Origin of the sequence: Chryseobacterium sp. T16E-39 (genome assembly GCF_002216065.1) — a bacterium.
Classification (GTDB): domain Bacteria; phylum Bacteroidota; class Bacteroidia; order Flavobacteriales; family Weeksellaceae; genus Chryseobacterium.
The window spans coordinates 1,938,290-1,963,695 of sequence record NZ_CP022282.1; the positions used below are offsets into that span (position 1 = coordinate 1,938,290).

The 25,406-nt window shown below is 34.5% G+C and carries 23 protein-coding genes; 4 read left to right on the forward strand and 19 right to left on the reverse strand.

What is annotated here, in order from left to right; translation table 11 throughout:
- Positions 1 to 28: 28 nt before the first annotated feature.
- The 11 genes from CEY12_RS08765 to CEY12_RS08815 all read right to left on the reverse strand — a co-directional run bounded on the left by CEY12_RS08765 (position 29) and on the right by CEY12_RS08815 (position 11,937).
- On the reverse strand, positions 29 to 1,357 hold the full coding sequence (locus CEY12_RS08765; RefSeq protein WP_089027334.1) for a hydroxymethylglutaryl-CoA synthase family protein: 1,329 nt from the start codon (positions 1,355 to 1,357) through the stop codon (positions 29 to 31).
- Between the two features lie 149 nt (positions 1,358 to 1,506).
- Complete coding sequence (locus tag CEY12_RS08770) at positions 1,507 to 4,017, reverse strand: M1 family metallopeptidase (RefSeq protein ID WP_089027335.1); 2,511 nt, start codon at positions 4,015 to 4,017, stop codon at positions 1,507 to 1,509.
- A 14-nt stretch (positions 4,018 to 4,031) separates the two neighbouring features.
- The gene (locus CEY12_RS08775; RefSeq protein WP_089027336.1) at positions 4,032 to 4,259 is read right to left on the reverse strand and encodes a hypothetical protein; all 228 of its coding nucleotides are present in this window, start codon (positions 4,257 to 4,259) and stop codon (positions 4,032 to 4,034) included.
- 4 nt (positions 4,260 to 4,263) lie between these two features.
- Entirely contained in the window at positions 4,264 to 5,583 is a 1,320-nt protein-coding gene (locus CEY12_RS08780) for a serine hydrolase domain-containing protein (protein WP_089027337.1), read from the reverse strand.
- Between the two features lie 74 nt (positions 5,584 to 5,657).
- Entirely contained in the window at positions 5,658 to 6,452 is a 795-nt protein-coding gene (locus CEY12_RS08785) for a thymidylate synthase (protein ID WP_089027338.1), read from the reverse strand.
- A gap of 171 nt (positions 6,453 to 6,623) precedes the next feature.
- A complete protein-coding gene (locus tag CEY12_RS08790) occupies positions 6,624 to 7,262 on the reverse strand; it encodes a hypothetical protein (protein ID WP_089027339.1) in 639 nt (212 codons plus the stop codon).
- A 3-nt stretch (positions 7,263 to 7,265) separates the two neighbouring features.
- On the reverse strand, positions 7,266 to 7,706 hold the full coding sequence (locus tag CEY12_RS08795; protein WP_089027340.1) for a hypothetical protein: 441 nt from the start codon (positions 7,704 to 7,706) through the stop codon (positions 7,266 to 7,268).
- A gap of 118 nt (positions 7,707 to 7,824) precedes the next feature.
- Positions 7,825 to 9,171, reverse strand: a complete 1,347-nt coding sequence (locus CEY12_RS08800) for an alpha-amylase family glycosyl hydrolase (protein ID WP_172821023.1) — start codon at positions 9,169 to 9,171, stop codon at positions 7,825 to 7,827.
- Positions 9,172 to 9,449: 278 nt separating this feature from the next.
- Entirely contained in the window at positions 9,450 to 10,046 is a 597-nt protein-coding gene (locus CEY12_RS08805; protein WP_089027341.1) for an IS1096 element passenger TnpR family protein, read from the reverse strand.
- 133 nt (positions 10,047 to 10,179) lie between these two features.
- Positions 10,180 to 11,211 carry a sensor histidine kinase gene (locus CEY12_RS08810; RefSeq protein ID WP_089027342.1) on the reverse strand — a complete coding sequence of 344 codons (1,032 nt, stop codon included), beginning with the start codon at positions 11,209 to 11,211 and terminating at the stop codon, positions 10,180 to 10,182.
- A gap of 48 nt (positions 11,212 to 11,259) precedes the next feature.
- Positions 11,260 to 11,937: a response regulator gene (locus CEY12_RS08815; RefSeq protein ID WP_034686154.1), complete on the reverse strand. Its 678-nt coding sequence runs from the start codon at positions 11,935 to 11,937 to the stop codon at positions 11,260 to 11,262.
- 187 nt (positions 11,938 to 12,124) lie between these two features.
- Here CEY12_RS08815 and CEY12_RS08820 point away from each other — a divergent pair, with 187 nt between their 5' ends.
- Both CEY12_RS08820 and CEY12_RS08825 read left to right on the forward strand, forming a co-directional pair.
- On the forward strand, positions 12,125 to 14,776 hold the full coding sequence (locus tag CEY12_RS08820; protein WP_089027343.1) for a TonB-dependent receptor plug domain-containing protein: 2,652 nt from the start codon (positions 12,125 to 12,127) through the stop codon (positions 14,774 to 14,776).
- A 41-nt stretch (positions 14,777 to 14,817) separates the two neighbouring features.
- Positions 14,818 to 16,041, forward strand: coding sequence for a hypothetical protein (locus CEY12_RS08825; RefSeq protein WP_089027344.1), 1,224 nt, complete (start codon positions 14,818 to 14,820; stop codon positions 16,039 to 16,041).
- Positions 16,042 to 16,274: 233 nt separating this feature from the next.
- On the opposite strand, the gene CEY12_RS08830 is transcribed toward CEY12_RS08825, so the two are convergent.
- The 8 genes from CEY12_RS08830 to CEY12_RS08865 all read right to left on the reverse strand — a co-directional run bounded on the left by CEY12_RS08830 (position 16,275) and on the right by CEY12_RS08865 (position 24,560).
- Entirely contained in the window at positions 16,275 to 16,802 is a 528-nt protein-coding gene (locus tag CEY12_RS08830) for a hypothetical protein (RefSeq protein ID WP_089027345.1), read from the reverse strand.
- Positions 16,803 to 17,095: 293 nt separating this feature from the next.
- Positions 17,096 to 18,337 carry an amidohydrolase gene (locus CEY12_RS08835; RefSeq protein WP_089027346.1) on the reverse strand — a complete coding sequence of 414 codons (1,242 nt, stop codon included), beginning with the start codon at positions 18,335 to 18,337 and terminating at the stop codon, positions 17,096 to 17,098.
- 81 nt (positions 18,338 to 18,418) lie between these two features.
- Positions 18,419 to 19,264 (reverse strand): helix-turn-helix domain-containing protein, encoded by an 846-nt coding sequence (locus CEY12_RS08840; RefSeq protein WP_089027347.1) that lies wholly within the window; start codon positions 19,262 to 19,264, stop codon positions 18,419 to 18,421.
- Positions 19,265 to 19,320: 56 nt separating this feature from the next.
- On the reverse strand, positions 19,321 to 20,655 hold the full coding sequence (locus CEY12_RS08845) for an amidohydrolase (protein ID WP_089027348.1): 1,335 nt from the start codon (positions 20,653 to 20,655) through the stop codon (positions 19,321 to 19,323).
- 177 nt (positions 20,656 to 20,832) lie between these two features.
- Positions 20,833 to 22,116 (reverse strand): glutamate-1-semialdehyde 2,1-aminomutase, encoded by a 1,284-nt coding sequence (gene hemL, locus CEY12_RS08850; RefSeq protein WP_089027349.1) that lies wholly within the window; start codon positions 22,114 to 22,116, stop codon positions 20,833 to 20,835.
- A gap of 55 nt (positions 22,117 to 22,171) precedes the next feature.
- Positions 22,172 to 23,224: a glucosaminidase domain-containing protein gene (locus CEY12_RS08855; RefSeq protein ID WP_089027350.1), complete on the reverse strand. Its 1,053-nt coding sequence runs from the start codon at positions 23,222 to 23,224 to the stop codon at positions 22,172 to 22,174.
- A 17-nt stretch (positions 23,225 to 23,241) separates the two neighbouring features.
- On the reverse strand, positions 23,242 to 24,150 hold the full coding sequence (locus CEY12_RS08860) for a 1-aminocyclopropane-1-carboxylate deaminase/D-cysteine desulfhydrase (RefSeq protein WP_089027351.1): 909 nt from the start codon (positions 24,148 to 24,150) through the stop codon (positions 23,242 to 23,244).
- Positions 24,151 to 24,218: 68 nt separating this feature from the next.
- On the reverse strand, positions 24,219 to 24,560 hold the full coding sequence (locus CEY12_RS08865; protein ID WP_089027352.1) for a hypothetical protein: 342 nt from the start codon (positions 24,558 to 24,560) through the stop codon (positions 24,219 to 24,221).
- A gap of 37 nt (positions 24,561 to 24,597) precedes the next feature.
- Between CEY12_RS08865 and CEY12_RS08870 the strand changes: the two genes are divergently transcribed.
- The gene (locus CEY12_RS08870; protein WP_089027353.1) at positions 24,598 to 24,780 is read left to right on the forward strand and encodes a DUF5522 domain-containing protein; all 183 of its coding nucleotides are present in this window, start codon (positions 24,598 to 24,600) and stop codon (positions 24,778 to 24,780) included.
- Position 24,781: 1 nt separating this feature from the next.
- A complete protein-coding gene (locus CEY12_RS08875) occupies positions 24,782 to 25,309 on the forward strand; it encodes a DUF4136 domain-containing protein (protein WP_089027354.1) in 528 nt (175 codons plus the stop codon).
- Positions 25,310 to 25,406: the final 97 nt, after the last annotated feature.

Here is a 25,406-nt window from a genome sequence, read left to right on the forward strand (position 1 = left end):
AAGAAGTGCTGAATTTTTTATATCTATTTTAATCCTGATAGGTATAATATCTTGCTCCTACTAATACCGGATTTTCAAGTTCAACAGAATCTAATCCAAATCCTTTGTAATTGGTATTAACAGACTTGTTCAACTGCTTCCTATGTAATTTTTCATAGGTCTCAAAACTAACAGCGGTTCTGTTTTTTAAATTTTCAAATAGTTCCCATTTAGAAACCACTTTCTGCCAATTCCCAGAAATCTTCCCTGAAAACACTTTAGATTTTGATCCGCTGCCATAACTAAAAAAACCAATTTCTTTTCCTTTTAAATCTTCATTTTCATTGTATGAAGTTTCTAAGGCAGAAAGTAAACCCATAAAAATTGAAGCAGTGTACATATTTCCTATTTCTGAAGATGCCCTCTGTGTTTTTTCTATTTTATCTCCGATCAATTGCAGGTATTCATCAGATTTAGCCACTGCTTTTTGTTCCTCCGGAGTTTGATAGTTTAAACCGTTTTCCAGACTGTAAATTTCTGTAAACACTCTCTTTCCATGAAAAGCATAGGGAAGGTGAAAAACCAGATACCTCCAATCATCAGAAGGCTTTTTCTTACCACTGATTTCTTTATAATGGTCATAAGCTTCTCTGATACGATCCTGATAACACTGATTAGAATATTGTCCATCAAAAACAGGTTCATCGGTAAACACTTCTATTTTATCCGAAAATGATTCCGGTGCATTTTTCAGATCTTCTTTTTTGTAATGACGTCTGGGTTTGAAAAAATCAAAAACACTTTCTGTGGCTACTCCCCATTGGTTTTCAATTTCCATTAAATCAGGCTGAGAAGAAATCAGAAGCGCTACTGCCCCACCACCCTGGGTGTATTCTCCTGAAGAAGCCAGCTCGTATTTTGCATAATCACTTGCAATAACGATTGCTTTTTTATCCGGATTTACCCTTACAAAATCCAGCGAATTATGTAACGCATCTACTGCCCCCACACAAGCAAATGTCATGTCTACTACATCACAGTTTTTAAAGCAGCGCTCTCCATATTTTATCTCCAGAACCTTTTCAACCATCTGCATCGCATAAGAAGCTGTAGGTTTTGCAGCATCCAGGGCACTTTCAGTTCCAAGATAAATCCGTGCTATATCTTTGGGATCAATATGGTATTCTTTAATTAATTTCAACAATGCTTCTGCAGCAAAAGTAGCTGCATCTTCATGGACATCAGGAAAGCCCATTTTATGTAAACCCAATCCTTTTTCTAATTTTGCAGGATCAATTCCTCTTATCGTAGCTAAATCTTTAATTTCCAAATACAAAGAAGGCACATGATAACTTGCTGCCTCTATTCCAAAACCCATATTATCTAAATTTAATACGAATTTAAAAAAAAGTAAGCGTTTAAAGCCCTTATTATTACTTACTTTTTAAAAATTCCTCCCAATAATTCAGAAAAAGAAAAAAGCACTTCCTCAATGGAAGTGCTTTTTGTTTAAATATGATGATTATTTTATTTATAATCTTCAATACTTTTATTTAAGGCATCTATTTGCTTATTGATGCTTGCTGCATTTTGTGGGTTTTGCTTCAGTAATTCCATTTTTTTGCCAAGACCATCTTTCAACATTTGTGAGATCATCATCTTCGCCTGAGGATTCTGAGCAACCTGACCTTTAGCCTGTCCTAATAATTTAGTAATACTTTCGGTAGCTTTTAAATTATCTGAAGTCATGATCCAATTGAAGCCTTCTTCTGCAGATTTACCCAATTCAGGATTTTGGAATTTAATGAATGGATAAAATGCGGCAATTGGAGCAATATTCGCCATTTGAGAAGAGATCTTGTTTTTGACTACAATAGGTAACAATTGTGCCAACAGATCCTCAGAAGCACCTTTCAAGTCAATTTTATCTGCTAAAGTATTCGCCTTAGAAGGATCAACACTAAGAATTGCTGATAAAGAGTTTCCTCTTACCGAGTTCGAAACAGCATTAACTCCTTTTTCAAAAACAGGAAGATATTTTTTATCCTTTGCTTTTGCTAATGCAGCAACCGCAGCACCCTGAACTAATGTTTTAGGATCACTGGTTGTCAGTTTTTCTACATCAGCAGCCAAAGCTTTTGCTTGCTCGGGATTCGACAGATCCATTAATTCTAATGCCTTCATTCGCACTCTGAAATAAGGATCTTTTAAGGCAGCAGATAACAATTTAGTGGCAGTAGGATTTTTACCAACCTGATCTTTAATTGCTTTCAATGCTGTATATCTGCTCTTAAATTCTTTAGAGTTCGTGAACTGCATAAAGTTCTGTTCAGGAGTTTTTGTTTCCGTAATTTCAGAAACCAATATTCCGTCAGCATTGATATTCACTAAATCCGGATTCTTTGAAACATCAAAATTAAACGTATTTTTCGCTTCAGCATTTACCCATACGTTATATCTTTTTGGTTTTCCATTATCATAAACATCTATTGCCAATGGAAACTGGAATGGCTGTTCCTGGCTTTGATTGATCACCAAAGTAACTTGTTTCTTAACGGGTTCAAAAGTATAGGAATAATTCAGTTTTGGGTTTCCACTTCCAAAATACCATTGATTAAAGAACCAGTTCAAGTCTTTTCCTGAAACTTTTTCAAAAGAGAGTCTCAGCTGATGGGCTTCCCCATTTTTATATTCATTGGTTTTCAAATAATCATTCATTCCTGCAAAGAACGCATCATCTCCCAAATAGTTTCTTAACATATGAAGGATTCCACCTCCTTTCTGGTAAGTTACCAGATCAAAAACATCCTCACGGGAATCATAATTGAATCGTACAAGATTTTTATTAAAATCTGCAGGATTATGGATGTACATATTCACATCACTCATCTGATGGTAGTCTGCCTGATCTTTCCCATATTTATATTCATTCCATAAATATTCGGAATAATTAGCAAACGACTCATTAACAGTAAGATTGCTCCAGCTTTCCGCAGTCACCAAATCTCCAAACCACTGGTGGAACAACTCGTGAGCAATGGTATCTTCCCATTTGTTCTCATCGATTAGCTGTCCGGGTTTTTGAAGAATATCGCTTCCATGAAGTGTTGCCGTTGTATTTTCCATAGCTCCGCTTACATAATCACGTCCTGAGATCTGTGAATACTTTACCCACGGATAATCATATCCCAGCTTCTTTGAGAAGAAATCAATCATTTCCGGGGTGTTTCCGTAAATTTGCTTTGCATAAGGTTCATATTCTTTTTCGATATAGTAATCTACCGGAATATTTTTCCATTTATCTTTTACGATAGCATAATCACCCACACCCATAAAGAAAAGATAGGTAGAATGTCTTTTCTCCATCACCCAATGATCGGTTCTCTGCCCATTTGATTCTTTCTTGGAGTCTTTTAAAACACCATTGGAAAGTGTAACATATTTATCAGGAACGGTCATATAAATTTCCTGAGTAGTTTTTTGATTCGGTTTATCAATCGTTGGGAACCAGGCAGAAGAAGATTCAGTTTCTCCCTGCGTCCAGATCTGAGTTGGTTTATCAGGATCCTTTCCCTGAGCATTAATGAAATACAAACCTTTTGCATCGTTAATTGCTGCACTGCCTTCCTGTTTAACCTCATTAGGGCGGGAAGTATATTTGATGTACACGGTGTAATCCTGATCCTTCTGATATGTTTTATCAAGATTAATCGTTAAGACATCATCCTTATACTCATATTTTAAAGGAGATTTTTTACCATTATTATCTAGAGCTACTTCATGGATCAACATGCTTTTAGCATCAAGGACCAATTGATTGGTAGGATAGAAATAAGGTGAAGCTGTAAGCCATTCTTCTCCTCCCATCTGCTCTTTTTCGTAATCAAAATTTACTTTAAGCTTGGTATGTTTTAATTCAGTTACTTTTGTATGTGTGGCTCTGTATACTTTTTCTCTACCAGAAGTTTCAGTTTGTGCGGATACCTTTGCAGAAAAGAAAATCGCTAGTACTGCAATCGATAAAATGGCCTTTTTCATCCTTATTTAATTTATTATTTAGAATTATTTTTAGTTAGTATGTCGAAAATATCATTGACTAATGTCTCATAATCACCTTTTTTAAGCTGTTCTTTAGTTTTTGCAAAGGCTTTCTTCAGTTCGCTTTCCGGATTTTCTTCATCTATGATCTCAACGGAACTGACTCCCTTCAATTGAAGGATGGCATTTTGTAAAAGTTCGAGATCTGCTTTTTGATCGGTATTTATTTTTAAATATTTCATCTTGTTATTCTTTTGTAAATAAGATCGTATTACCACCTTGTGAAAGAACAAGTTCTTTTTTTGCAGGATTAAAGTTAATAACAATTCCCGCTGTATCAAATTTAAAACTTGTTTTAGAAGTTGCCTCTAAAGGAAAAGCACCCTGACCAGTTGCTTGAGCCATTAATACTTTATCTTTAACAAAAACATCAATTTTCATGGGCATTTTTGTTGTAGCATACGTTCCTGTAAACTGCTGAAGTTCACTTTCAGAAAGAGTGATGACTGCAAGGTTGGGAATCTCAAAATCTTTCCCATATGCAGCACTCAAAGCGGTGATCGAAATATTATTATTGTCAAAATTACTTTGATTGCTAATCATCGCAAAAGTCTTTTCTCCATCAGGGAAATAATATAGTATTGAGCTAAAGCGGTCTATTCCTCCGTTATGTCCAAAACCCATCTTCCCCATAAAAGGAACTTCCCCCAATCCAAAGCCATAGTGATCTTTAAATGTACGCATTTTTTCAAGACTTTCTTTTGATATCAGTTTCCCGGAAGTCAGGCCATTCATAAAAATAACCAACTCGGAAGGGGTAGAAACCAGGTTTCCTGCACCTATGGGAACAGACATATCTGTCTCCGGACTTTTTATATAATTCCCATTTTCATAAGTGTATGAGTTTGCCTCATTTTTTGAAGGATCTATCTTTCCTCCTACTTTGGTGTATTTTAACTGTAATGGCTTAGCAATGTATCCTTCGATGATTTGGGCGTAACGCTTTTTGTATACTTTCTCCAAAATAATCCCCAATAAAGAATAATTTGAATTACTGTAACTGAATTTAGTCCCCGGCTCAAAATCAGAACCCGCTTTTTGAATAATATCGATAAGCTTTTCCTCTGAAACAGCTTGTTGATAATATGTCGCATACAAATCATCATCAGTGAAATTATGAATTCCACTTCTATGATTTAAAAGATATTCTATTTTGATTTTTTCAGCGTTCTTTATTTGAGGGAAAAATTGACTTAGGTTGGTATCCAGTGTTACTTTTTTCTCTTCCACAGCTTTCATGATCAAAACTGCAGTGAAAGTTTTGGTTATCGAACCTATTCTGTACACTGTATTGAAATCAGCTTTTCTCTTACTTTCTACATCAGAAAATCCAATGGCATTCGAATAGATTACTTTTCCATGATCCGCTATAGCAAAACTACCCATTACTTTATGCTCCTTGTCCAAAGTTTTAAAGTAATTGTCCAGTTTTTCTCTATCTATATTCTGACCAAAACCAAAATTGAAAGCTCCGATGGAAACACAAAAAAATATCTTTTTGAACATACTAATGAGATTTCATTAATAGGTCATGAAATAATAAGATTTGTTACATGTGCAGCAACTTTGGAAATATGAAATTAAATCGCCACAGGCGCTTTGATGCCCGGATGTGGATCATAATTTTCCAATGTAAAATCTTCAAAATTGAAATTGAAAATATCTTTGATTTCAGGATTTAGTTTCATTACCGAAAGAGGTTTCGGATCTCTGGATAATTGTCTGTTAACCTGTTCGAAATGATTATTGTAAATATGAACATCTCCAAAGCTGTGAACATAATCTCCTACTTCCAGGTCACAAACCTGAGCTACCATCATTAGCAGTAATGCATAGCTTGCAATATTAAAAGGAACACCAAGGAACACATCAGCACTTCTCTGATACAGTTGCAGAGATAATTTCCCATCTGCAACATAAAATTGAAACAAAGCATGACAAGGGGCTAAAGCCATATTTGGAATTTCGGCTACGTTCCATGCAGAAACAATCAGTCTTCTGGAATCGGGATTTTTTTTGATCTGATCGATTACTTCAGAAATCTGATCCACTACTTTATTATCAGCTCCGTTCCAGCTTCTCCATTGTGCACCATAAACCGGACCTAAGTCGCCATTTTCATTCGCCCATTCATCCCAAATACTTACACCATGATCATTTAAGTACTGAACATTCGTATCTCCTTTTAGAAACCAAAGCAATTCATAAATTATAGATTTCAAATGCACTTTTTTGGTCGTTACCAAAGGAAAACCTTTTGATAAGTCATACCTCAGCTGATATCCGAAAACACTTCTTGTTCCCGTTCCTGTTCTATCCGTTTTGTCGGTTCCATTATCAAGGATATGCTGTAAAAGGTCTAAGTAATTTTGCATTGTGAAAGTTTAATTATTGTGCTTTTTAGTAAATTATAACAGACTTCAAAGTTAATAAAAAAACAACTGTAAAAATAATTTCACAGTTGTTTAACGTTATTTTTATTTGCTCTTCTTGAACAAGACTTTCTGTAAAAACAATGATTTATTTTAAAGAATTTTATAGATCAATTATCTTATAACAACTGCCACATCCTGAGAATTTCCTTCTATGGATTTTATCTTTCCAAATTTCCTTTTGTCCATGATAGTATCGCTCCAATAGTCTAAAGTAACATTTCCAAATTTCACCAATTTTTCGTATTTACTCTGATCTATGATTTCTTTGCCTCCGTAGTCTATTGAAATATTTCCAATCACCTTTAATTTTCCAAACTTACTATTATCGATGATATCCTTATCCCAATAGTCAACAGACAGATTTCCTATTTTTTTTACTTTCCCCTCTTTTTCTTTATCAAAACGATCCCAGTATGCTATAGTGATATCTCCTATACTTTTTACTTTACCATTGTTATCCATGTCAAAACGGTCAAAATAATCAACCTGATAGTTTCCTATTTTTTTAATCTTACCTAGTTTGTCCCGATCCATATACTGGTCATCATAATAATCAATATTCCCATTTGAAATGGAATTGAATCCGGCAATTGATCCATCATCGTCAATTGTAATGATCATATCTCCTATTGTAATATCAACAGACTTTAAGTCATAGGATTTGCTTGAAACATTAGCTCTTATCTGAGCCGATATTAAGGAATTTACAATGAGAAGAAGCAGGCCGCAGAGAAAATATTTTAATTTCATAATTTAACAAATGTTTTCGATCGTTTGATGTATCTTATTAATCTCAAACGTCTCTGCCATTTTCTTGCCAAACATTGCTTTTACCAGCGGAGATTCGGCAGAAACAGTTGTTATCTTCTGATTTTCAAATGTTATCTCTCCAACAGATACTGAAATATAAAACCATCCTCTATCCGTTTTCACTAATGCACCATTCTGCACTTTGGAAGATTTCTCAGTACTTATCTTTTGAATAAAAGCCTGTTGATTTAAAGTTTCATTAAGTTGCCTCTGAAGATTATTTATTTCCTGCTGAACCATTTCACGACTGGTTTCATATTTGTCCCCCATTGAGCTTTTTGTTTCATTATTTGCAGCCCGGGTTTCAGCAATTAAGTTTTCAAATTTTTGAATTCTCTCGGAAAGTTTCCTTTTAATGATATTTAATATTTCTTCCTTGTTCATTTTAATTAACTCAACCTATGTTTGTTTGACTTAAAAAGCGGGCTAAGGCCCGCTTGTATTGGTTTAAATATAGAGAATATTTTTATATTTTAAGCCAGAATTTCAATGACTTTGATCTTCATTTTTCAAATACTTTGTAATCAGAAACTTTAAAATCAAAATCCTTACCTGTATTGAAGTCCCTTTTATTTCCATCAAACACATCTCTAAAGATCCCGGATATATGGTCATCCTGAATACTGAAACTAACATCTTCGTTAGACATATTTAAAACGACCAAAACTTCATCATTCCCATTTTTCCGGATATAAGCTAAAATTTTATCATTAGCTGTTGTATTCAACAGATAGGTCGTCACATTTGGATCTCCTCCCCGTAAGGCAAGATTTGAAGATTTCAGTTCCAATAAGGTTTTATAAAAATCTGCCATCTGGAAATTATGAGTCCATGCGATAACATCTTTTTCGAAAAATTCCAATCGCTTCATATTAGGCAGTTCCTGGCCCGAGTACAATAGCGGAATACCATTCCAGGTTGCTGAAAAAACGGCCATAGGTTTAGCGATCACCCCATACTTTTCATATTCTGTTCCATTCCAGGAATTTTCATCATGATTGCTTGTAAACCATGCTCTCATTGAAGCATCTCCGATATTAGAATATTTTATGAGCAGATCTTTCAAATCCTGCAATGGAAGATTCTTTTGGTAATAATCGTCAGAGGTATGCATCCACTTCCACGAATAGCTCGCATCAAAAACCTTTCCGTATTCAGGACTTTCCAATTCATCAAACTCCCCTAACCAGAAAAGTGGTTTTATCGTTTCCACTGCAGGGCGTGCCTGCTGCCAGAAATCTACTTCTACCCACGAAGCCAGATCACATCTGAAACCGTCTATATTAGTTTCTTTAATCCAGAACTTCATGGCATCGATCATTGCTTGGCGCATTTCCTGGTTTTTATAATCCAGTTCAATAATATCATCCATTCCTGAAGCAATATGAAATTTCCCATCAGGATCTTTTAAATAAAATTCAGGATGCGTTTTTGTCCACACATGATCCCAGCCCGTATGATTTGCGACCCAGTCAATGATGACTTTGAAACCCAACCGGTGAGCTTCATTCACCATATGTTTAAAATCATCCATGGTCCCAAATTCAGGATTAATGGATGTATAATCAGCAGCAGCATATGGACTTCCCAAACTTCCTTTTTTATTTTGCTGAGCAATTGGAGTAATGGGCATCAACCAAAGTACTTTAACCCCCATTGACTTTAGACGGGGCATCTCTTTTTCAAATGCTTTAAAAGTTCCTTCCTGCGTATATTGCCTTATATTGACCTCATAAATATTTGTCGAGTGCTTCCAGTCTTTAGGTAAATCCATTCTATTATTTGTATTTTGTATAGCACAGGAAACAATTCCTAAGCCAATAATTGTCAATAAAATTATTTTTTTCACTAATCCTCGTTTTAACAAAAGTAAGGATTGTTTTTATGTTTAAGAGCGAAAAGGCGAAATTGCAAAAAGGCGAAAAGGCAAAATCGTGAAATCGTAAAATTGCGAAATTGCGAAATTGTAAAAAAGTAGTCAATGTAAAATATAGGAGTAAAAAGCGAAAAGGCGAATTTGATTTTTAGCACTTTCGCCTTTTCATACATTCTCCTTTTTGCGTAGTATCATAAATAAAAAGCCCCGGATATTGATCCAGGGCGGTATATTATACATTGTGTTACCAATTATCTTTCATCATCATTTTCCTCCTCTTCATCAAAAACATCATCATTGTAGTCTTCTTCTTCCTCATCATCAAAGCTATCATCTTCATCAGAGAAATTATCTCCACCTCCGAAATCATCATCAAAGTTGAACTCATCATCCATCAGAGGCATTGCTGATTTCTTTTTAGATCCACCTCCGTTTCCACTTTTACTAGGAGCTTTTAATGGAACATTTCCAAATCTGTATACGGTAATTGGATAATTAACTCCTTTTGTTTCTTCGATTACTTCTACAAGCTCACAGAAGAATTCCCAAAGATCCAGAAGTCCATACTGAAACTGAGCTTTATCTCCACTACTTGCAAAAGCTTCATCAATATATACATCTGACATAATTTCACCATCACCATCATCACTCATATCTTCTAATGGAACACTTTTTACTATCGTACCATCTTCTTCCAGTAAATTAAAAGTTGAAAGCTCATCTCCCTGCAAGCTGAACGCACTCTTAATTCCCAGATGTAAATTCCATAGTGTCTGTTTTCCCTTCACTTCGATATCACGGAAAATATCTTCTTTCGCATCTAATATTACGCGGATTTTGTAAACCATATCAGTCTTTAAATTACTTTTTGCCTTTATTTATTATGATAAATTTCTGTTGCAAATATATAATAAATGACATGTCACAAAAAAATATTTCATGATTTTTTAAAATATTTTTTTTCCTTACATTTTGCCCAGACTATTTACTTTTTTCAAGCATAAAACTAAATTTTGTGCCTTCAAGATACACACTTTCTACGGTAATATTTTGTTTGTGAGCCTCCAGAATATGTTTTACAATGGCTAAACCTAGTCCGGAACCGCCTTCCCTACGACTTCTGCTGGTTTCTACACGATAAAACCGTTCAAAGATCCTTGGTAAGATCTCAGATTTTATTCCCATCCCATTATCAATTACCTCAATTAAAACCTTATTCTTCAGAACACTTGTTTTAACGATCACTTTTGCTTCCTGTCTGTTCGCATAATGAATCGCATTGGAAATAAGATTGATAAAAACCTGAGACATCTTCTGTTTGTCAGCTTCAACAAAAATCTGGGGATGCAGTGTTTGTATCTGTAAAGTGGTATTGTGTTTTTCTGCTTCAAGATCAAGCAAATCAAAAATTTCTTTTATTAAAAGATTAACATCAAATTTTGAAACAGTGAGGTTGATCTCACCCGCCTCAAGTCTGTTAATCATATCCAGATCTGTAACAATAGCAATTAGCCTTTCAACAGAGATATCTATTCTTTCCAGATATTTGTCCCTGATCGTCAGATTATCCACACCTCCATCCCTTAAGGTCTCTACATATCCCTGGATGGAAAATAATGGTGTTTTAAGCTCGTGGGAAACATTTCCAATGTATTCTTTACGATAGCTTTCCATTTCTTTCATCATATCGATTTCTGAAACTTTCTGCTGGTTAAGATCTGAAAACCTCTCCCCTAATTCTTTAATGGTAATATTTTCATCGTTATTGTTCACGATTTCCTGGGGTAATATCTGTGAAAGCCCACGAACCTGTTTCTTACCATAATAGTTGAACAACAGTTCAAGAACCAGGTAATTAACAATGAATATAACAACCAGACAAATGATAAGTCCTATTTTGAAAAAAGGAGTTTTATAATAAATATCTTTCAGTGAATCAAAAATGATTACCAACAAGAACATCACCAATGTAATAAGACATGAGGCGACAAGAGTAAGCCTGTAAAATTTCAATTTTACAAATTTTATGGGTTAAAAAGTAAAGATAGGCTATTTCGTTTGTTAAACGATCAATTTATAGCCTATTCCCTTTAAAGTCTGAATCGTATTGATTCCTAATTTCTCTCTTAATCTTCTGATGTGAACGTCAATTGTTCTTTCACCAACAATAACATCATTCCCCCAAACTTTCTCAAGAATCTCTTCTCTTTTGAAAACTTTTTCGGTATTGGATGCTAAAAGATAAAGTAAATCGAATTCTTTTTTAGGAAGTAAGAACTGTTGCCCGCTTTTAGAAACTCTAAAATTATCTTTGTCAATAATTAGGTCTCCAATTTCAATTAATTTGGCATTATCAGATACCTGAGAAGTTAATTGCAACAAAGCATTTACTTTAGAAATAAGGATTTTCGGTTTGATCAGCTTTACAATGTAATCATTGGCTCCAGCCTGAAAACCTGCTAGTTGAGAAAACTCTTCACTTCTTGCAGAAAGAAAAACAATCAATGATTTCTGAAGTTCTTTCACTTTACGAAGTTCCTGGCAAGTTTCAATACCATCCTTTTCCGGCATCATTACGTCTAGTAAAATCAGATCGGGAATTATTTCTTTGGCTTTTTCTATTCCTTCGTTACCATTGGTAGCAGTATAAATATCGTAGCCTTCCTTTTCCAAGTTGTAAGACAGAATCTCTAAAATATCCAGTTCATCGTCTATTAAGAGTATTTTCTTTTGGTTCATTTTCAATTTTTACGCGTCAAAGTTAATAATTTTTGTACGACAGATTAACAAATCAATCATCGTTCATATAAAGTTAACAATAATATTGTTTTGTTAATGTTTAGTTAAGAAAAAATTAAATTTAACTAAACCATATACCCCGATAAACTTTTATTCCTTTGCAGCGAAAGAATATAGTAAAAATAAAATGAATTTTACAAAAGTTAGTATAGCGGTTATCTTTTTAACCGCCTCATCGACTGCATTTTATGCTCAAGATACCAGGCAGGATACCATCAAGAAAGAAAAAAAAATCGAAGGTGTTATCATCCAGGGAAGTAGCAATAAAAAAACTGAAACTGCTGTATTAGGAGAACAGAAAAAAGCGATTATCCAGAAGCAAGCTGTAAGTGCTGAGGAAATCTCAAGAAAAGGGATCTCCAATGTAGAACAAGGTCTTACAAAAGTAACTGGGATTACCACAGTTGAAGGAAGAGGACTTTTCGTAAGAGGACTGGAAGAAAGATACAATTACCTGCTAATAAATGGTCTTGGTTCTCCTTCCAACAACCCTTTCCAAAAAATCATTGCTCTAAAGCAATTCCCAACCGATGTTGTAGGTAAATTAAATATCTACAAAACATTTAACTCTAACCTTTACGGAGATTTCGCAGGAGCTACTTTTGATATCGAAACTTTAACGATTGACAAGCCTTTTTCAAAAATTGAATTTAGTGTTGGAGTTAATACTTTGAGTACTTTTAGAAATGACTTTAAGGTAGCTGAGGGTGCAGATGGAATGAATGGATACTTAGGTTTAAATTCAAGAGACAGAAAGCTTCCTAATGAAATAAGAAATTCAAGACCAAACAACTACAGATTTTCCGCTAACGAATCTTTAAATTCTTTTAAAGACTCCTGGAACGTAGACAATGTAAAATCTTTGCCAAATACCAGTATTGGTTTCACCACTGCGCAGAAGGTAAAAATGGGGTCCGGAAATTTAGGAATTTTATTCTCATTAAACCAGGGAACTAAATTTGAATATAAAGAAGGTGCCAATAACCAGTTTAGATCACAAGGTAAAGATTCTTTCATTGATAATATGAACTTTCTTAATCGTAAACAATACAATTACGAAACAGAATCTTCAGCATTGCTAGGTCTTGGATATAAAAACAAGGGAACTGTTGTTAATTTAAATGCATTTTATCTACAAAATACCAATAACATTATCGAAGATAATTTTGGATACAAAGACAATTTAGTTCAAAATAAAAAATCTGGATTCTTTAGAACCAATCAGTTGGATGTTTCAAGATTTTTGGATTTACAATTAACGGCTTCACAAAAAATCACTGACAGACATCAAGTAAAAGCGGGGGCAAGTTATGTAATTAACAATTATAGCCAACCGGATAGAAAAATTATTGATGGTAACCGTACAGATCCAAACACTGGAGCTATTCTTCCTGAAAATATGATCCAGATGCGTTATGGAGGAAACAACCTTATTCGCCAATATTTGGATGTTGATTCTAGATTTTATGGTTCTGCATTTGCAGAATATCAGTTATCGTTAGGTGAAAAAGGTGATAAAAAAGATTACCCAATACAGATTGCTTTAGGTTATAACGGATTCTCCGATTTCAGAAAAACTTCTTACAGATTCTTATTTGGTCGTACTTCCAATGCTTCTTTAGCACCATTCATAGTTAACGTTGATACACCACAAAATACATTTGATGCATCAATAAGAAATGGAGATTTATTCTATCAGGAAGGTTCTGATATTTCTCAATTCTATTCGAGTTTTTACCAAATCATTAACGGAGGTTATGCTAACGTTAATTTCAAACCTACTGACTCTTGGGATATATTATTAGGTGCTAGGTATGAAAATGATATGACTCTGATCCGTTATTCCGATCAAGGTGCATCTAAAAAGAATAACCTTGATAAAAATAAGGACTTTTTCCTACCCTCACTGGCGATCAAAAAAGCTCTTAACAGCAAAAACAATTTAAGATTTGCTTTTAGTAAAACTGTTACACGTCCTATTCTTATTGAGACGATGCCTATTAAATATATCAGTCCTGATAACGTAAATATTGTAGGAAATCAAAATATTCAAAATAGTGAAAACTATAATGTTGATTTAAAATGGGAATATTATCCTACTACAAAAGAGATGTTTGCAGTAAACCTATTTGCAAAAAGAATTGATAATGCAATTGAACGTTCTCTTACGGCATCAGCAGATGCAACAGGTTCTACAATTACATTCTTTAATGCAAAAAAGGCTGAATTGTACGGAATAGAATTAGAAGGAATTTTAAGTTTAAACAGAATTTCAGAATCTCTTAGAAATTTCACCTTAGGTGCCAATGCTACTATTATGCATTCCAATGTTGAGAGAAGCCAAGAACAATTGAATATGGAGCGACCAGTTTGGTTTGAAAACACAGGAGAAACTTTACACAAAAGAGGTTTACAAGGTGCTGCTCCTTATACAATCAACGCTGATTTAAAATACGAAATAAAGAACCGTAATAACCTGGCTCAAACATTCTCGCTGGTATATAATGTTTCAGGAAGTAAAATCTATGCAACTGGAGGAACAGGTACAGATAATTATTATGAGAAACCTTTCCATCAGGTAGACTTTGTTTATCAAGGACAATTAACAAAGAACTGGAATGTAAAGTTTGCTGTTCAAAACATTCTTGACAGTAAATACAGAATCTTGCTGGGAGAAGATAAGAGTTATTTGCCTCTAAAAGTTGAAGATGGAAGCAATGTCCTTACAGACTATTACAGAGGTGTTACCTTCAACTTCACTGTAGGTTACACATTTTAAACAAATTAATTAATAAAGAAGAATATAAAATAAGTATAAAAATGAAAAAAAGAGTTTTATCATTATTAACGTTAACTGCGGTGTTAACAATAGCCTTAAACTCATGTACTATCGATGTAAATGATGGTTTAGGAGAAGGAAATACAGTTACAACTCCTGGAACTACTGAAAGTGTATTAAGCGGAAGTGGAACTTTAGCAGGAACTATTACAAAGGATCTTTTAATTAAAAAAGGAAATTATACTTTAGACGGAATCGTTAAAATAACTAATAACGCTACTATCACAATTGAAGCTGGAGCTACTTTCAATGTAGTTACCACTAAGACAAGTGGTTTAGTTGTTCTTCAAGATGGTAAGATTAATGCTGTAGGTACTGCTTCTGATCCAATTGTATTTACAACTTCTACTAAAACTCCTGGAGATTGGGGTGGAATTACCCTTTACGGAAAAGCACCAATCAAAGCCGTAAACGGAAATACTCAGGCTCTTTCTGAAGATGGAAATAATGTTTATTATGGTGGAACTGATGCCAATGACAACTCCGGTACTATGAAATTTGTTCGTGTTGAATATGCAGGTAAAAAAATCGGTGATGGTACATCTGAGACTAACTCGATGACTTTTTATTCTGTAGGAGCAGGAACCACATTAGAAAATCTTGTCTCTTATAAAGGAACAGATGACGGGTATGAATTTTTCGGGGGAACTGTAAGTGCTAAGAATATTGTTTCTTATGGTAATTATGATGACTCATTTGACTGGCAAGATGCTTGGAGTGGGCAAAACAATACAAATTGGTATGCCTTCCAAACAGGAACAGGAAATTTTGGAATGGAAATAGAAGCGTCAAGCAATATAGATAATGTTGCTCCTAAAGTTTCAAACATTACATTAATCAGAGCTGCAAATACAAATCCAGAATCTGCAAACTCTCCTGAAATTTCTGCTATTCAGTTTAAAAAACATGGAACAGGAATTTTCTCCAACGTTTATATCAGTGGTTATAAAAACATTGGAAACCAAAAAGCTTATTCTGTTCTTATCCAAGATGCAGCAACAGAAACTAGCCAGGTAAATACAGGTAAAGTAAAAGTAGAGCCTCTTACTTACTTAAATTCTGATAATGCTGGAATTTGGGGATATGCTTACACTCCAAACGGTGGAAAAACTTTCACCAATTCAACAACCGTTACAAAGGTATCTTTAGTGCCAGGAGCTTGGGCTACTGTAGATGGTGTTAACCTTTTAGCTGGATTACAATAATTAAGTAATTAGTTTCTCATATCAAATTGAAAAAAGCCATCAGAAATAATTTTCTGATGGCTTTTGATTATCTAAAAATATCAAGATCCATATAAAACAAAAGGTACTGAATAATCATTCAATACCTTTTTTATTTTATTACAGTTTTCAGAGTATTACTAAGATGTAATCTTAACATGTTTAATTAGTATAGTTTGGTCATAGTTTTTTAGTTTCGTGAGTTAGTAAGCAAATCAGGTCGTAAGGAAGTCTTTTGGAACCACATCTTTCAGTTCCTTGGTCTTCAGCAATCTGTTTTGTCCGTAATGTTCTATGGAGATCACCTTTTTTAAATCACTTTTGGCAATTTTTGGTTCCAATAGCAATGAATAAAACTTTGCAATATCTACTCTAAGGCCTTCGGTCTCTATAGTATATTGTTCTTTACCAGATTTAAGACATCCATCAAACAACTCTAAGAGGTGATGAAAACTGATCAATTCTTCTTCAGAAAGAACTGCTTTTTTAGCAAAAAGTTTAAATTTACTCTTACCGTCTTTCTTGTTCTCAACTTGTGCAGTTAGGTCGTTAAAATTCCCATCAGGAATATTAAGTCTTATCTTCAAATAGCTCATCATCTGCTCAGGGGAAATCCTGTCCTGGTAATAGTCATGAAGTTCCTTTAAAGAAGTCCATCTACTTCTATCCAGCGACAAATCCACCTGTCTCAAAAAAGCATAAAAGAAAAGAATTTGCTTGTAATCTACTTCTAAATAGTTCATAATATTCAATAATTTATTAGCTTTCCCACTATTGGTTACAATTTTGGGAAAATAAAAAAACAGTTTTTCGTAAAAATATTTGTGTGATGGTAGTTGATATTGCCCGATGCATCGGTGCTCAGCAAATAACTATGCGAATTTATTTTATTCTTAAATAATAAACATATATTATTATGTAAAATTAATATTAAAATTATATTAACCAAATTTTATTTAAAATAAAAGCAAAAACACCATTATAAATTAATTTACAATGGTGTTCATTTACAAAAACAAGTATTAAAAAAACTCTATTAGGATTCTTTCCAGCCCAGGTGATCTTTGGTCATTAATCCAGCTATTGCAGACATTCTTGCTACAGACTCCGCAGAACAGCTTGCATCTACGAAAACAGCATGAGCTGCATCGCCTGTTTTTGGCCATTGCTGGTTCCCATTTTCATCTAGTGGAAGAATATCCTGTGTAGCAAATGCTAAAACCCTTGAGAGTTCAAATTCGGTTTCATATCCGTACAGTTCAGCAATTAAATTGGCTTTCTGTAACATATTTCCCGATCCGAAAGTACTCCAGTAATCCTGTACATTATCGTTTCCGATCAAAACATTCACTCCATATTTTTTAAGTGTAGGAATAGGCATAATTGTCCCCCTGAAAGGAACTGAAGAAGCTATTCCCACTTTAGCAGCAGCTAATTTCTCGGCAATTTCATTGGTTTCTTTTAATGATAAATGCCCTAAAGCAAAAGCATGGCTTACAAAAGTTTTCCCCTGAAGTATTGGGTTTTCTGTAACTTTATCAATTAAATAATTAATCGTCTTCATTCCTGATTCACCAACCTCATGCAAATGAATATCAATTCCCTTTTGATGGTCCAGGGCCAGCTGAACGGTTAAATCAAGTACTTTTTCAATATTCCCATCAATGCTGTAAGGATCTAAACCTCCAATAAAATCCACACTCTCCAATGCTGCGGCTTCTTTCATAATAGAAGCAGACTCGGTATAATACAATCCATGCTGTGGAAAGGCAACCAGTTCGGCTTTAAAGGAATCTTTTTTATTTTGTAAGGCCTTTTCTAAATTTTCTAGTGATCTTAATCCGGAAGTAGGATCCACATTAAAATGGGTCCTTGCATAAGTGGCCCCATAGTTTTGCAGTAGTGAGATCAATTGCTCTGCTCTTTCAACTGAGGTTTTTAAAAGCTCAGGAATAATCTGCTGTTCGTAAGCGATCATATCTTTCACCGTTTTTCTTTTAGGAGAAAGAGCCTGCCATGGCAAGCCGTATAGGGTTTTATCTAAATGAACATGCATATCTCTGAATGCAGGGAGCATTAATTTCCCCTTTACATCAATCCCTTTTGATTGGGTATCATTCGGTTTGATGGCTTTTATTTTTCCTTCCTCAATTTCCACGCAGAACAAATCCGTTTTTGTTCTTATAACCTCTTTGTCATCATACTCAAAACCGGTTTCCAGGCGGACATTTTTCAATATATAATTCCCTACGGCAATAGGTTGATATTCTGATTGCATATTCCTGATTTTAATACTACAAAGGTAAATATGTCTTCTATAAAACTGGTGTATCAATCATATCATGCTTTGTATTAATTATTACTCCTTAAATTGGGAAGGAGTCATGCCTGTCTGGGCTTTGAAAAATTTGGAAAAACTGGCGTGATCATAAAACCCAAGCTCATAAACGATGTCTTTTACTGACATTTCAGAAACCTTCAAAAGACGTTTCGCTTCAAGCAAAATGCGATCCTGAATCAGTGAAGAAGCTGATGTATTTAGCTTTTTCTTACAGACAATATTTAAATAGTTAGCAGAAATGTTCAGCTTTTCAGCATAAAAAGAAACAGAGCGCTCTTCTTTAAAATAGATATCGATAAGGGATATGAACTTCGAGATAATAGGATTAGAATTAAAAATCTCAAAATCATTAAAAGTACCTTCCACCGATTCACTGATAAGCAAGCCAATTACCTCAGCTCTCTTTTGTATCAATTCCCAAAATATATCCTTTTCGCGTAAAATATTCTGGATGGCTTTAAATTCATATAAAAGCAATTCATACATTGCTGCTGAAATATTAATTACAGGGTGATTCTGATAATAAGAAGCAGAGAACCTCAATATGGGAAGAAAACTTTCAAACCACTCACGGCTGATCATCAGCTGATATCCAATCGTTTCTTTCCCGATCACCCATTGATGAACCTGTCCGGGAAAAACCAGATGTACCTGTTTATTTTCAATCTTATATTCTACAAAATCTATTGTGTGTGATCCTCTTCCCTCTTCAAAAAGATTGATAATAAAAAAATCATGTTTGTGAGGTTCATCAATAGATCTTTCCCCATGGAGCTCATTGAATAACAGATTACAACCCTTCGATTGATCTTCGCTAAATTCCTGGATACCTAAAATGGGAAAATAATCTGACTGATGATTCATCCTACTCTTAATTTACTTCCTAAAATAAGTAAATTTTGTGAGAGTGGCAGACTTTACTAAAAAACAATATTTCCCTGATGAATCAATGATTCCACTTTAGAAATTCTTGAAACAGCTTCTGCGGAGCAACTGGCGTCAAGAAACACCAGATTGGCATCATCCCCTATTTTGGGCCACTGCTGATTTCCTTTATCATCTAAAGGAAGAACATTTCCTGTTGCTAATTTCAGGCTTCTCGACAGAAAAAACTCTGTAGAATAACCATACAGCTGCGCCATTAGATTAGCCTTCTGCAAAACACTCCCCGTCCCAAAAGTATTCCAGTGATCAACAATACTGTCGTTACCGGTTAGAACAGTTACGTTATGTTTATATAAAGTCGGAATAGGCATAATAAGGCTTCCAAAAGGAATTGTAGAGATAATTCCTATTTGAGCTCCGGCTAATTTCTCAGCAACCTCTTCTTGTTTTGGTTTATCTAACTTTCCTAATATAAAACAATGACTTAAATAAGTCTTTCCCTTAAGAGAAGGATTTTCATTCACCTTATCGATCAGGTATTCTACTGTTTTCAAACCGGATTCTCCGGATTCATGCAAATGAATATCTATCCCTTTCTGATGATCTAAAGCGAGCTGAACTGTAAAATCAATTGTCTTTTCAATAGCCCCATCAATTGTATAAGGGTCTACTCCACCAATAAAATCAATATCCATAGCTGCTGCCTCTTTTAGATAAGGTACAGAATCCGTATAAAAGACACCATGCTGAGGAAAAGCAACCAACTCAGCACCAAAAGATTGCTTTTTATGCTCCAGTGCTCTTTGAAGGTTCTTTAAAGAATCCAGTTTTGAAGTAGGTTCTATATTCACATGACTCCGGGCAAAAGAAGTTCCTTTAGACTGTAGCAGTTCAATCATCTTTTCTGCTTTCATCGTAGAATTTTTCAACATCTCCGGAAGTATTTTCTGTTCCAAAGAAATCATTCCTTTTATTCCGCCAGTTCTTTTTCTTACAGCTTGCCACCGATCTCCATAAAAAGTTTTATCCAGATGGATATGCATATCTTTAAATGCAGGAAGCATTAAAAATCCTTTTGCATCGATCGCTTTAGCATTAGGCTGATTCGAACTCACTTTGGTTACTTTTCCATTTTCTATTTCAATGCAAAATAGGTCCGTTTTGGTTGAAACCACTTCCCCTTCCTCATATTGAAAACCAGTTTCCAGACGTACGTTTTTAAGGGTAAGTTTTCCTTTCCCCTTAAGAACTTCATTCTTAGCAAACAAACCGGTAGCACCAAGGTTTCCTGAAGCCAGTGTGAGTCCAGCCATTGCCAGTGCAGAATTTTTGATGAAGTCTTTTCGGGATATATTATTTGAAGTGTTCATGTCCAATCTATTTATTACAAAATTAAAAAGAACATCATCAAACAATGAGTATCGTTTATAACAGTACCTGTATGATTTATTTGAAAAGACACTAAAATGAAACATCTTTTTGTTTTAAAATAAAAAAAGGCAGGATTTAGTCATCCTGCCCTTATTATATTTTAATTATGAATGTTCTTATGAATATTCAAATTTTCTTATTGCTTCCAGTGTCATATCAATTTCCTTATCTTTTATCGCATCACTTATAAAATAAGTTTCATAACCACTTGGTGGAAGGTAGATTCCATTAGTTAACATCTGGTGGAAGAAGTTATTGAATAAAGAGTGATTCGCTTCCTGTGCCTCATCAAAGTTCGATACTCTGTTGATATGGAAGAAAACAGACATCATAGAACCTTTTCTATTGATCTTATGGGCAATCCCTTTTTCATTTAAGATCTTTCCGATTTCAAAATCTAAAGTTTCTGTTGTTTTATTAATTCTCTCAAAGAAGTTCTGATCGTTTTTAATCAATTGAAGCGTTTTTAAGCCCGCTCTCATTGCCAGGGGATTACCACTTAATGTTCCAGCCTGATAGACTCCTCCTTTTGGAGCCAGATGATCCATAATTTCATTTCTTCCTGCAAACGCACCTACCGGAAGACCTCCTCCGATCACCTTTCCATAAGTAACCAAATCTGCTTTTACATTGTACAATTCTTGGGCACCGCCAAAAGCTAATCTGAAACCAGTCATTACCTCATCAAAAATTAATAAAGTTCCATTTTCATCACAGATCTTTCTTAAGTTTTGTAAGAAATTATTTTCCGGTAAAACACAACCCATATTTCCGGCAACCGGTTCAATAATTATGGCTGCAATTTCTCCCTGATTATGACGGAATAAATCTTCTACCTGTTCGAAATCATTATATCTTGCTAAAAGAGTATCTTTTGCTGTTCCTGATGTTACACCCGGTGAATTTGGATTTCCAAAAGTTGCAGCACCACTTCCCGCTTTGATCAGAAATGAATCCGAATGTCCATGATAACATCCCTCAAACTTGATGATCTTATCTCTTCCGGTAAAACCTCTTGCCAACCTTACAGCACTCATACAAGCTTCAGTTCCTGAGGAAACCATTCTGATCTGATCGATATTCGGAACATGCTCTACGATGAACTTTGCAATTTCTGTTTCCAGTTCCGTTGGAGCCCCAAAAGAAAATCCTTTTTCTGCCTGGATTTTTAATTCTTCCAAAACTTCAGGATGGGTATGTCCTAAAATAGCCGGGCCCCAAGAATTAATGTAATCAATATAGGTATTATCATCCACATCGGTAAGATAAGCCCCTTTTGCAGATTTCATAAAAACAGGGACACCTCCCACAGATTTGAATGCTCTAACCGGAGAATTTACCCCACCCGGAATGTATTTGTAAGCTTCGTCAAATAAAGCTGAACTTCTTTGGTACTTCATATCACTTTAATAAATGCGCCAAAAGGCGCATCATTATTTTATATTTTAAATTTTATTAATTTCTAGGTTTTTTATCAATCAGATAGATCAGCTGCCCTGTAGAAGGTTGCTGCCCCTCATCCATTCTGTTTTTTGCATACAGCTTGTGTAATTTGATTCCGAATTTCTGGGCAATATCATGCATATCTTCACCTGATTCTGCTTTATAAACAGCGGTATTTCCCGTAGAGTTTTTGGATTCGAGAAACACAATTTCATTCTTCTTTAAAGTAGTTCCTTCCAGTTCATTCCATTTGATCAATCGGCTTTCGCTTACTTTGAATTTATTGGCAATGTATTTTACATCCGTATCTTCAGGGATTACAATATATTTTAAACCATCATTCGGATGACTTTTTATTAAAATGGAATTAAGAATTTCAGCTTTCGTTTTAATTCTCTCTACCCTCTTCTGTTGCTGAGCATAAGAAGTCTGCTTGTAAGGAACACTCACCGTAACCGGATCTTTCTTCGTAACCTTTGAAGGCTCTAATTGTGCCATGAAAGTTCTGTCATCTTTCAAATCAGGGTATAAGCTTAGTACTGCATAAAGAACCTCTCTGGAATTCGTATTATCAAATTCATATAATTTATATCTTTCAATTTTACCAATAAGGATAGACGCATAGCGAGGATTGGTAGCATATCCAGCCTTTTTAAGACCATATGCCCACGCTCTGTAATCCTTCATATCCAGGTTGAAAAGATTAGTATAGTATTTTCTTGTTGATAAAAATATAGAATGATCTTCATAAGATTGCCTAGGATCATCATATACTCTGAAGCATTCATTAGGGGCATCATCGGTATGCTTCATGGTTTTACCTGTCCAATCTTCTTTACATTTTATCCCAAAATGATTTTTCCCTTCCTGAGCCAATCTGCTCTGTCCACCTCCTGTCTCAAGAAGTCCCTGAGCAAGTGTGATAGAAGCAGGAATTTTATACTTCTCCATTTCTTCCACTGCATATTGCGCAAATTTCTGGATGTATTGATCTTCAGTAGCCCAGGTCTGAGCTGAGAATTTTGACAAAACTAAAAGGCTTATTAGTAAGAAAAGTCTTTTCATGTTTTTCAATTTTTACTTTATATAATTAATTTTCTATTCTGTTTTTCTAAAAGCAAATTGGCCCCCTCAATCCCTTGTAAACCTCCGGTATGAAAGCACAAAATTTTACTGTTGTCAGGAAAATAACCTTCCTCTATGAGTTCGAAAACCCTCTGCATCATCTTTCCTGTATAAATCGGTTCAAGAGGAATATTATATTTCTCTTTAAAATCATTAATAAAACGGATGTTTTCATCCTTTATTTTACCATAACCTCCAAAATCAGAATCTATTAGATGATAATTTTTCTTTAAGGTTAATTGATCAATGGTATCCTCTAATGAAGAATCATGAACCACCTTAAAACCTATAACCTTCTGATTCTCTTCACAAAATTCTGAAATCCCGGCAATTGTTCCTCCGGTTCCAACTGCCGTGCAAAGATAATCAAAATCTTTTGTTTCATTATTGAGCATCATTTTAACGCCCTGAACCGCATCTTCATTGGTACCACCTTCCGGAACAATTAAAGCATTGGGAAATCCCTGTTGTAAAAATTCGGATAATTTCTCTTTATTCCGATATTCTTCCCGGGAAACAAATTTCAGATTCATTCCATTCCTAAAAGCAAAAAGGAGTGTCGGATTATCGCGCCATTTATGTTGCAGCTCTTCCCCTCTTATAATCCCAACAGTACGTATTCCTGCCAATTTCCCTATTGCAGAAACTGCAGAAATATGATTGGAAAAGGCGCCCCCAAAAGTAATGATGATTGGATCCTCAATTTGATTTTCCAAATACGTATTGACATTATGAAAAAGCTTCCAGTATTTATTTCCAGAAATTTGGGGATGAACAAGGTCTTCTCTTTTAATAAAAAGCTTAATATTTTTATCAACCGGTATTTCCTGTATGGGAATAGGTTCAGTGGGAGTTTGTAATATCATTTTATCGTGACGTGAAGATTGAGATAAGTAGGGCAAAACTATTAATTTTAAATAATATTCTTTTCTAATTAAGACATTTTATCACTTAAATACTTTCTGAAATTCCACAGTTTTCTATTTTTAAGATAATTAATATCATCTTCCATTGCATATGCTTCCTTCTCAAATGAGATACTTCTGTAGGCCAGATAAGCATTTTTCAATCTAAAAAAGTGATAATAATACTCGATCACATAAAAAATGTAGAAGAAAATAATCAACAATTCCAATTGTTGCCTTAAATGAATTTTCTCGTGGTTGATCAATACATTATTTTCCTTATCTTCGGGTTTCCTTACGAAGATAAAGGGAAAAAGAGCAATGCCATTAATTTTTAATTTTTTTAATGGTTTTTGGCACACAATTATCATAGTAACAAATATAAAGTTTTTGATCAAGATTTAACTTATGGCTCACTTTGACATCAAAGAACACGAAGACTTTTACTATAATGAACAGGGGTACAAAGTTTTTACGGAAAAGTTTCATCTGAAACGAGGATACTGTTGTAAGAGTGGCTGTAGACATTGTCCTTACGGATACGATAAAAAGACCGACACATTCATTAAAAACGATAAAAAAAATAAATAAAATGAAAAAATATATTTTTATTTTGTTAGCCGCCGCTACTTTGGGCTTAACTTCTTGTAGTCCTTTCCAAGTACGTTCTGACTATGCTGAAACTGCTAATTTCACTTCTTACAAAACTTACAAAATAAGAATTGATGATTTGAAGCTGAATGATATTGATAAAGACAGGGTTTTAAACGAATTGTCAAGACAACTGCAAAGTAAAGGCCTTTCGTCTGGGGAAAATCCGGATTTAATTATAAATGTAAAAGCAAACCATAAAAAGATAACTGATATCAACAGTTCTTCACCTTACGGAATGTGGGGATGGGGAGGTCCTTTCGGATGGGGTGTTGGAATGAACAGAACATGGACAAGCAATTATAATGAAGGTGCTATTATCGTTGACCTTATTGACGCAAAAAGCAATAAACTTGTTTGGCAAGGTATAGGAAGTGGTATTTCTGTAGATTCTCCTAAATCCAAACAACGACAAATCCCTGAAATTATGGCGGAGATCATGAAAAACTATCCTCCACAGAGAAAATAAAAATTGATTATAATTCATCATACAAAGCCAGTACAAAATTAAGTACTGGCTTTTTTGTTGTACCGTTTTTAATAGAAGCATTTATCAATTGTAAATA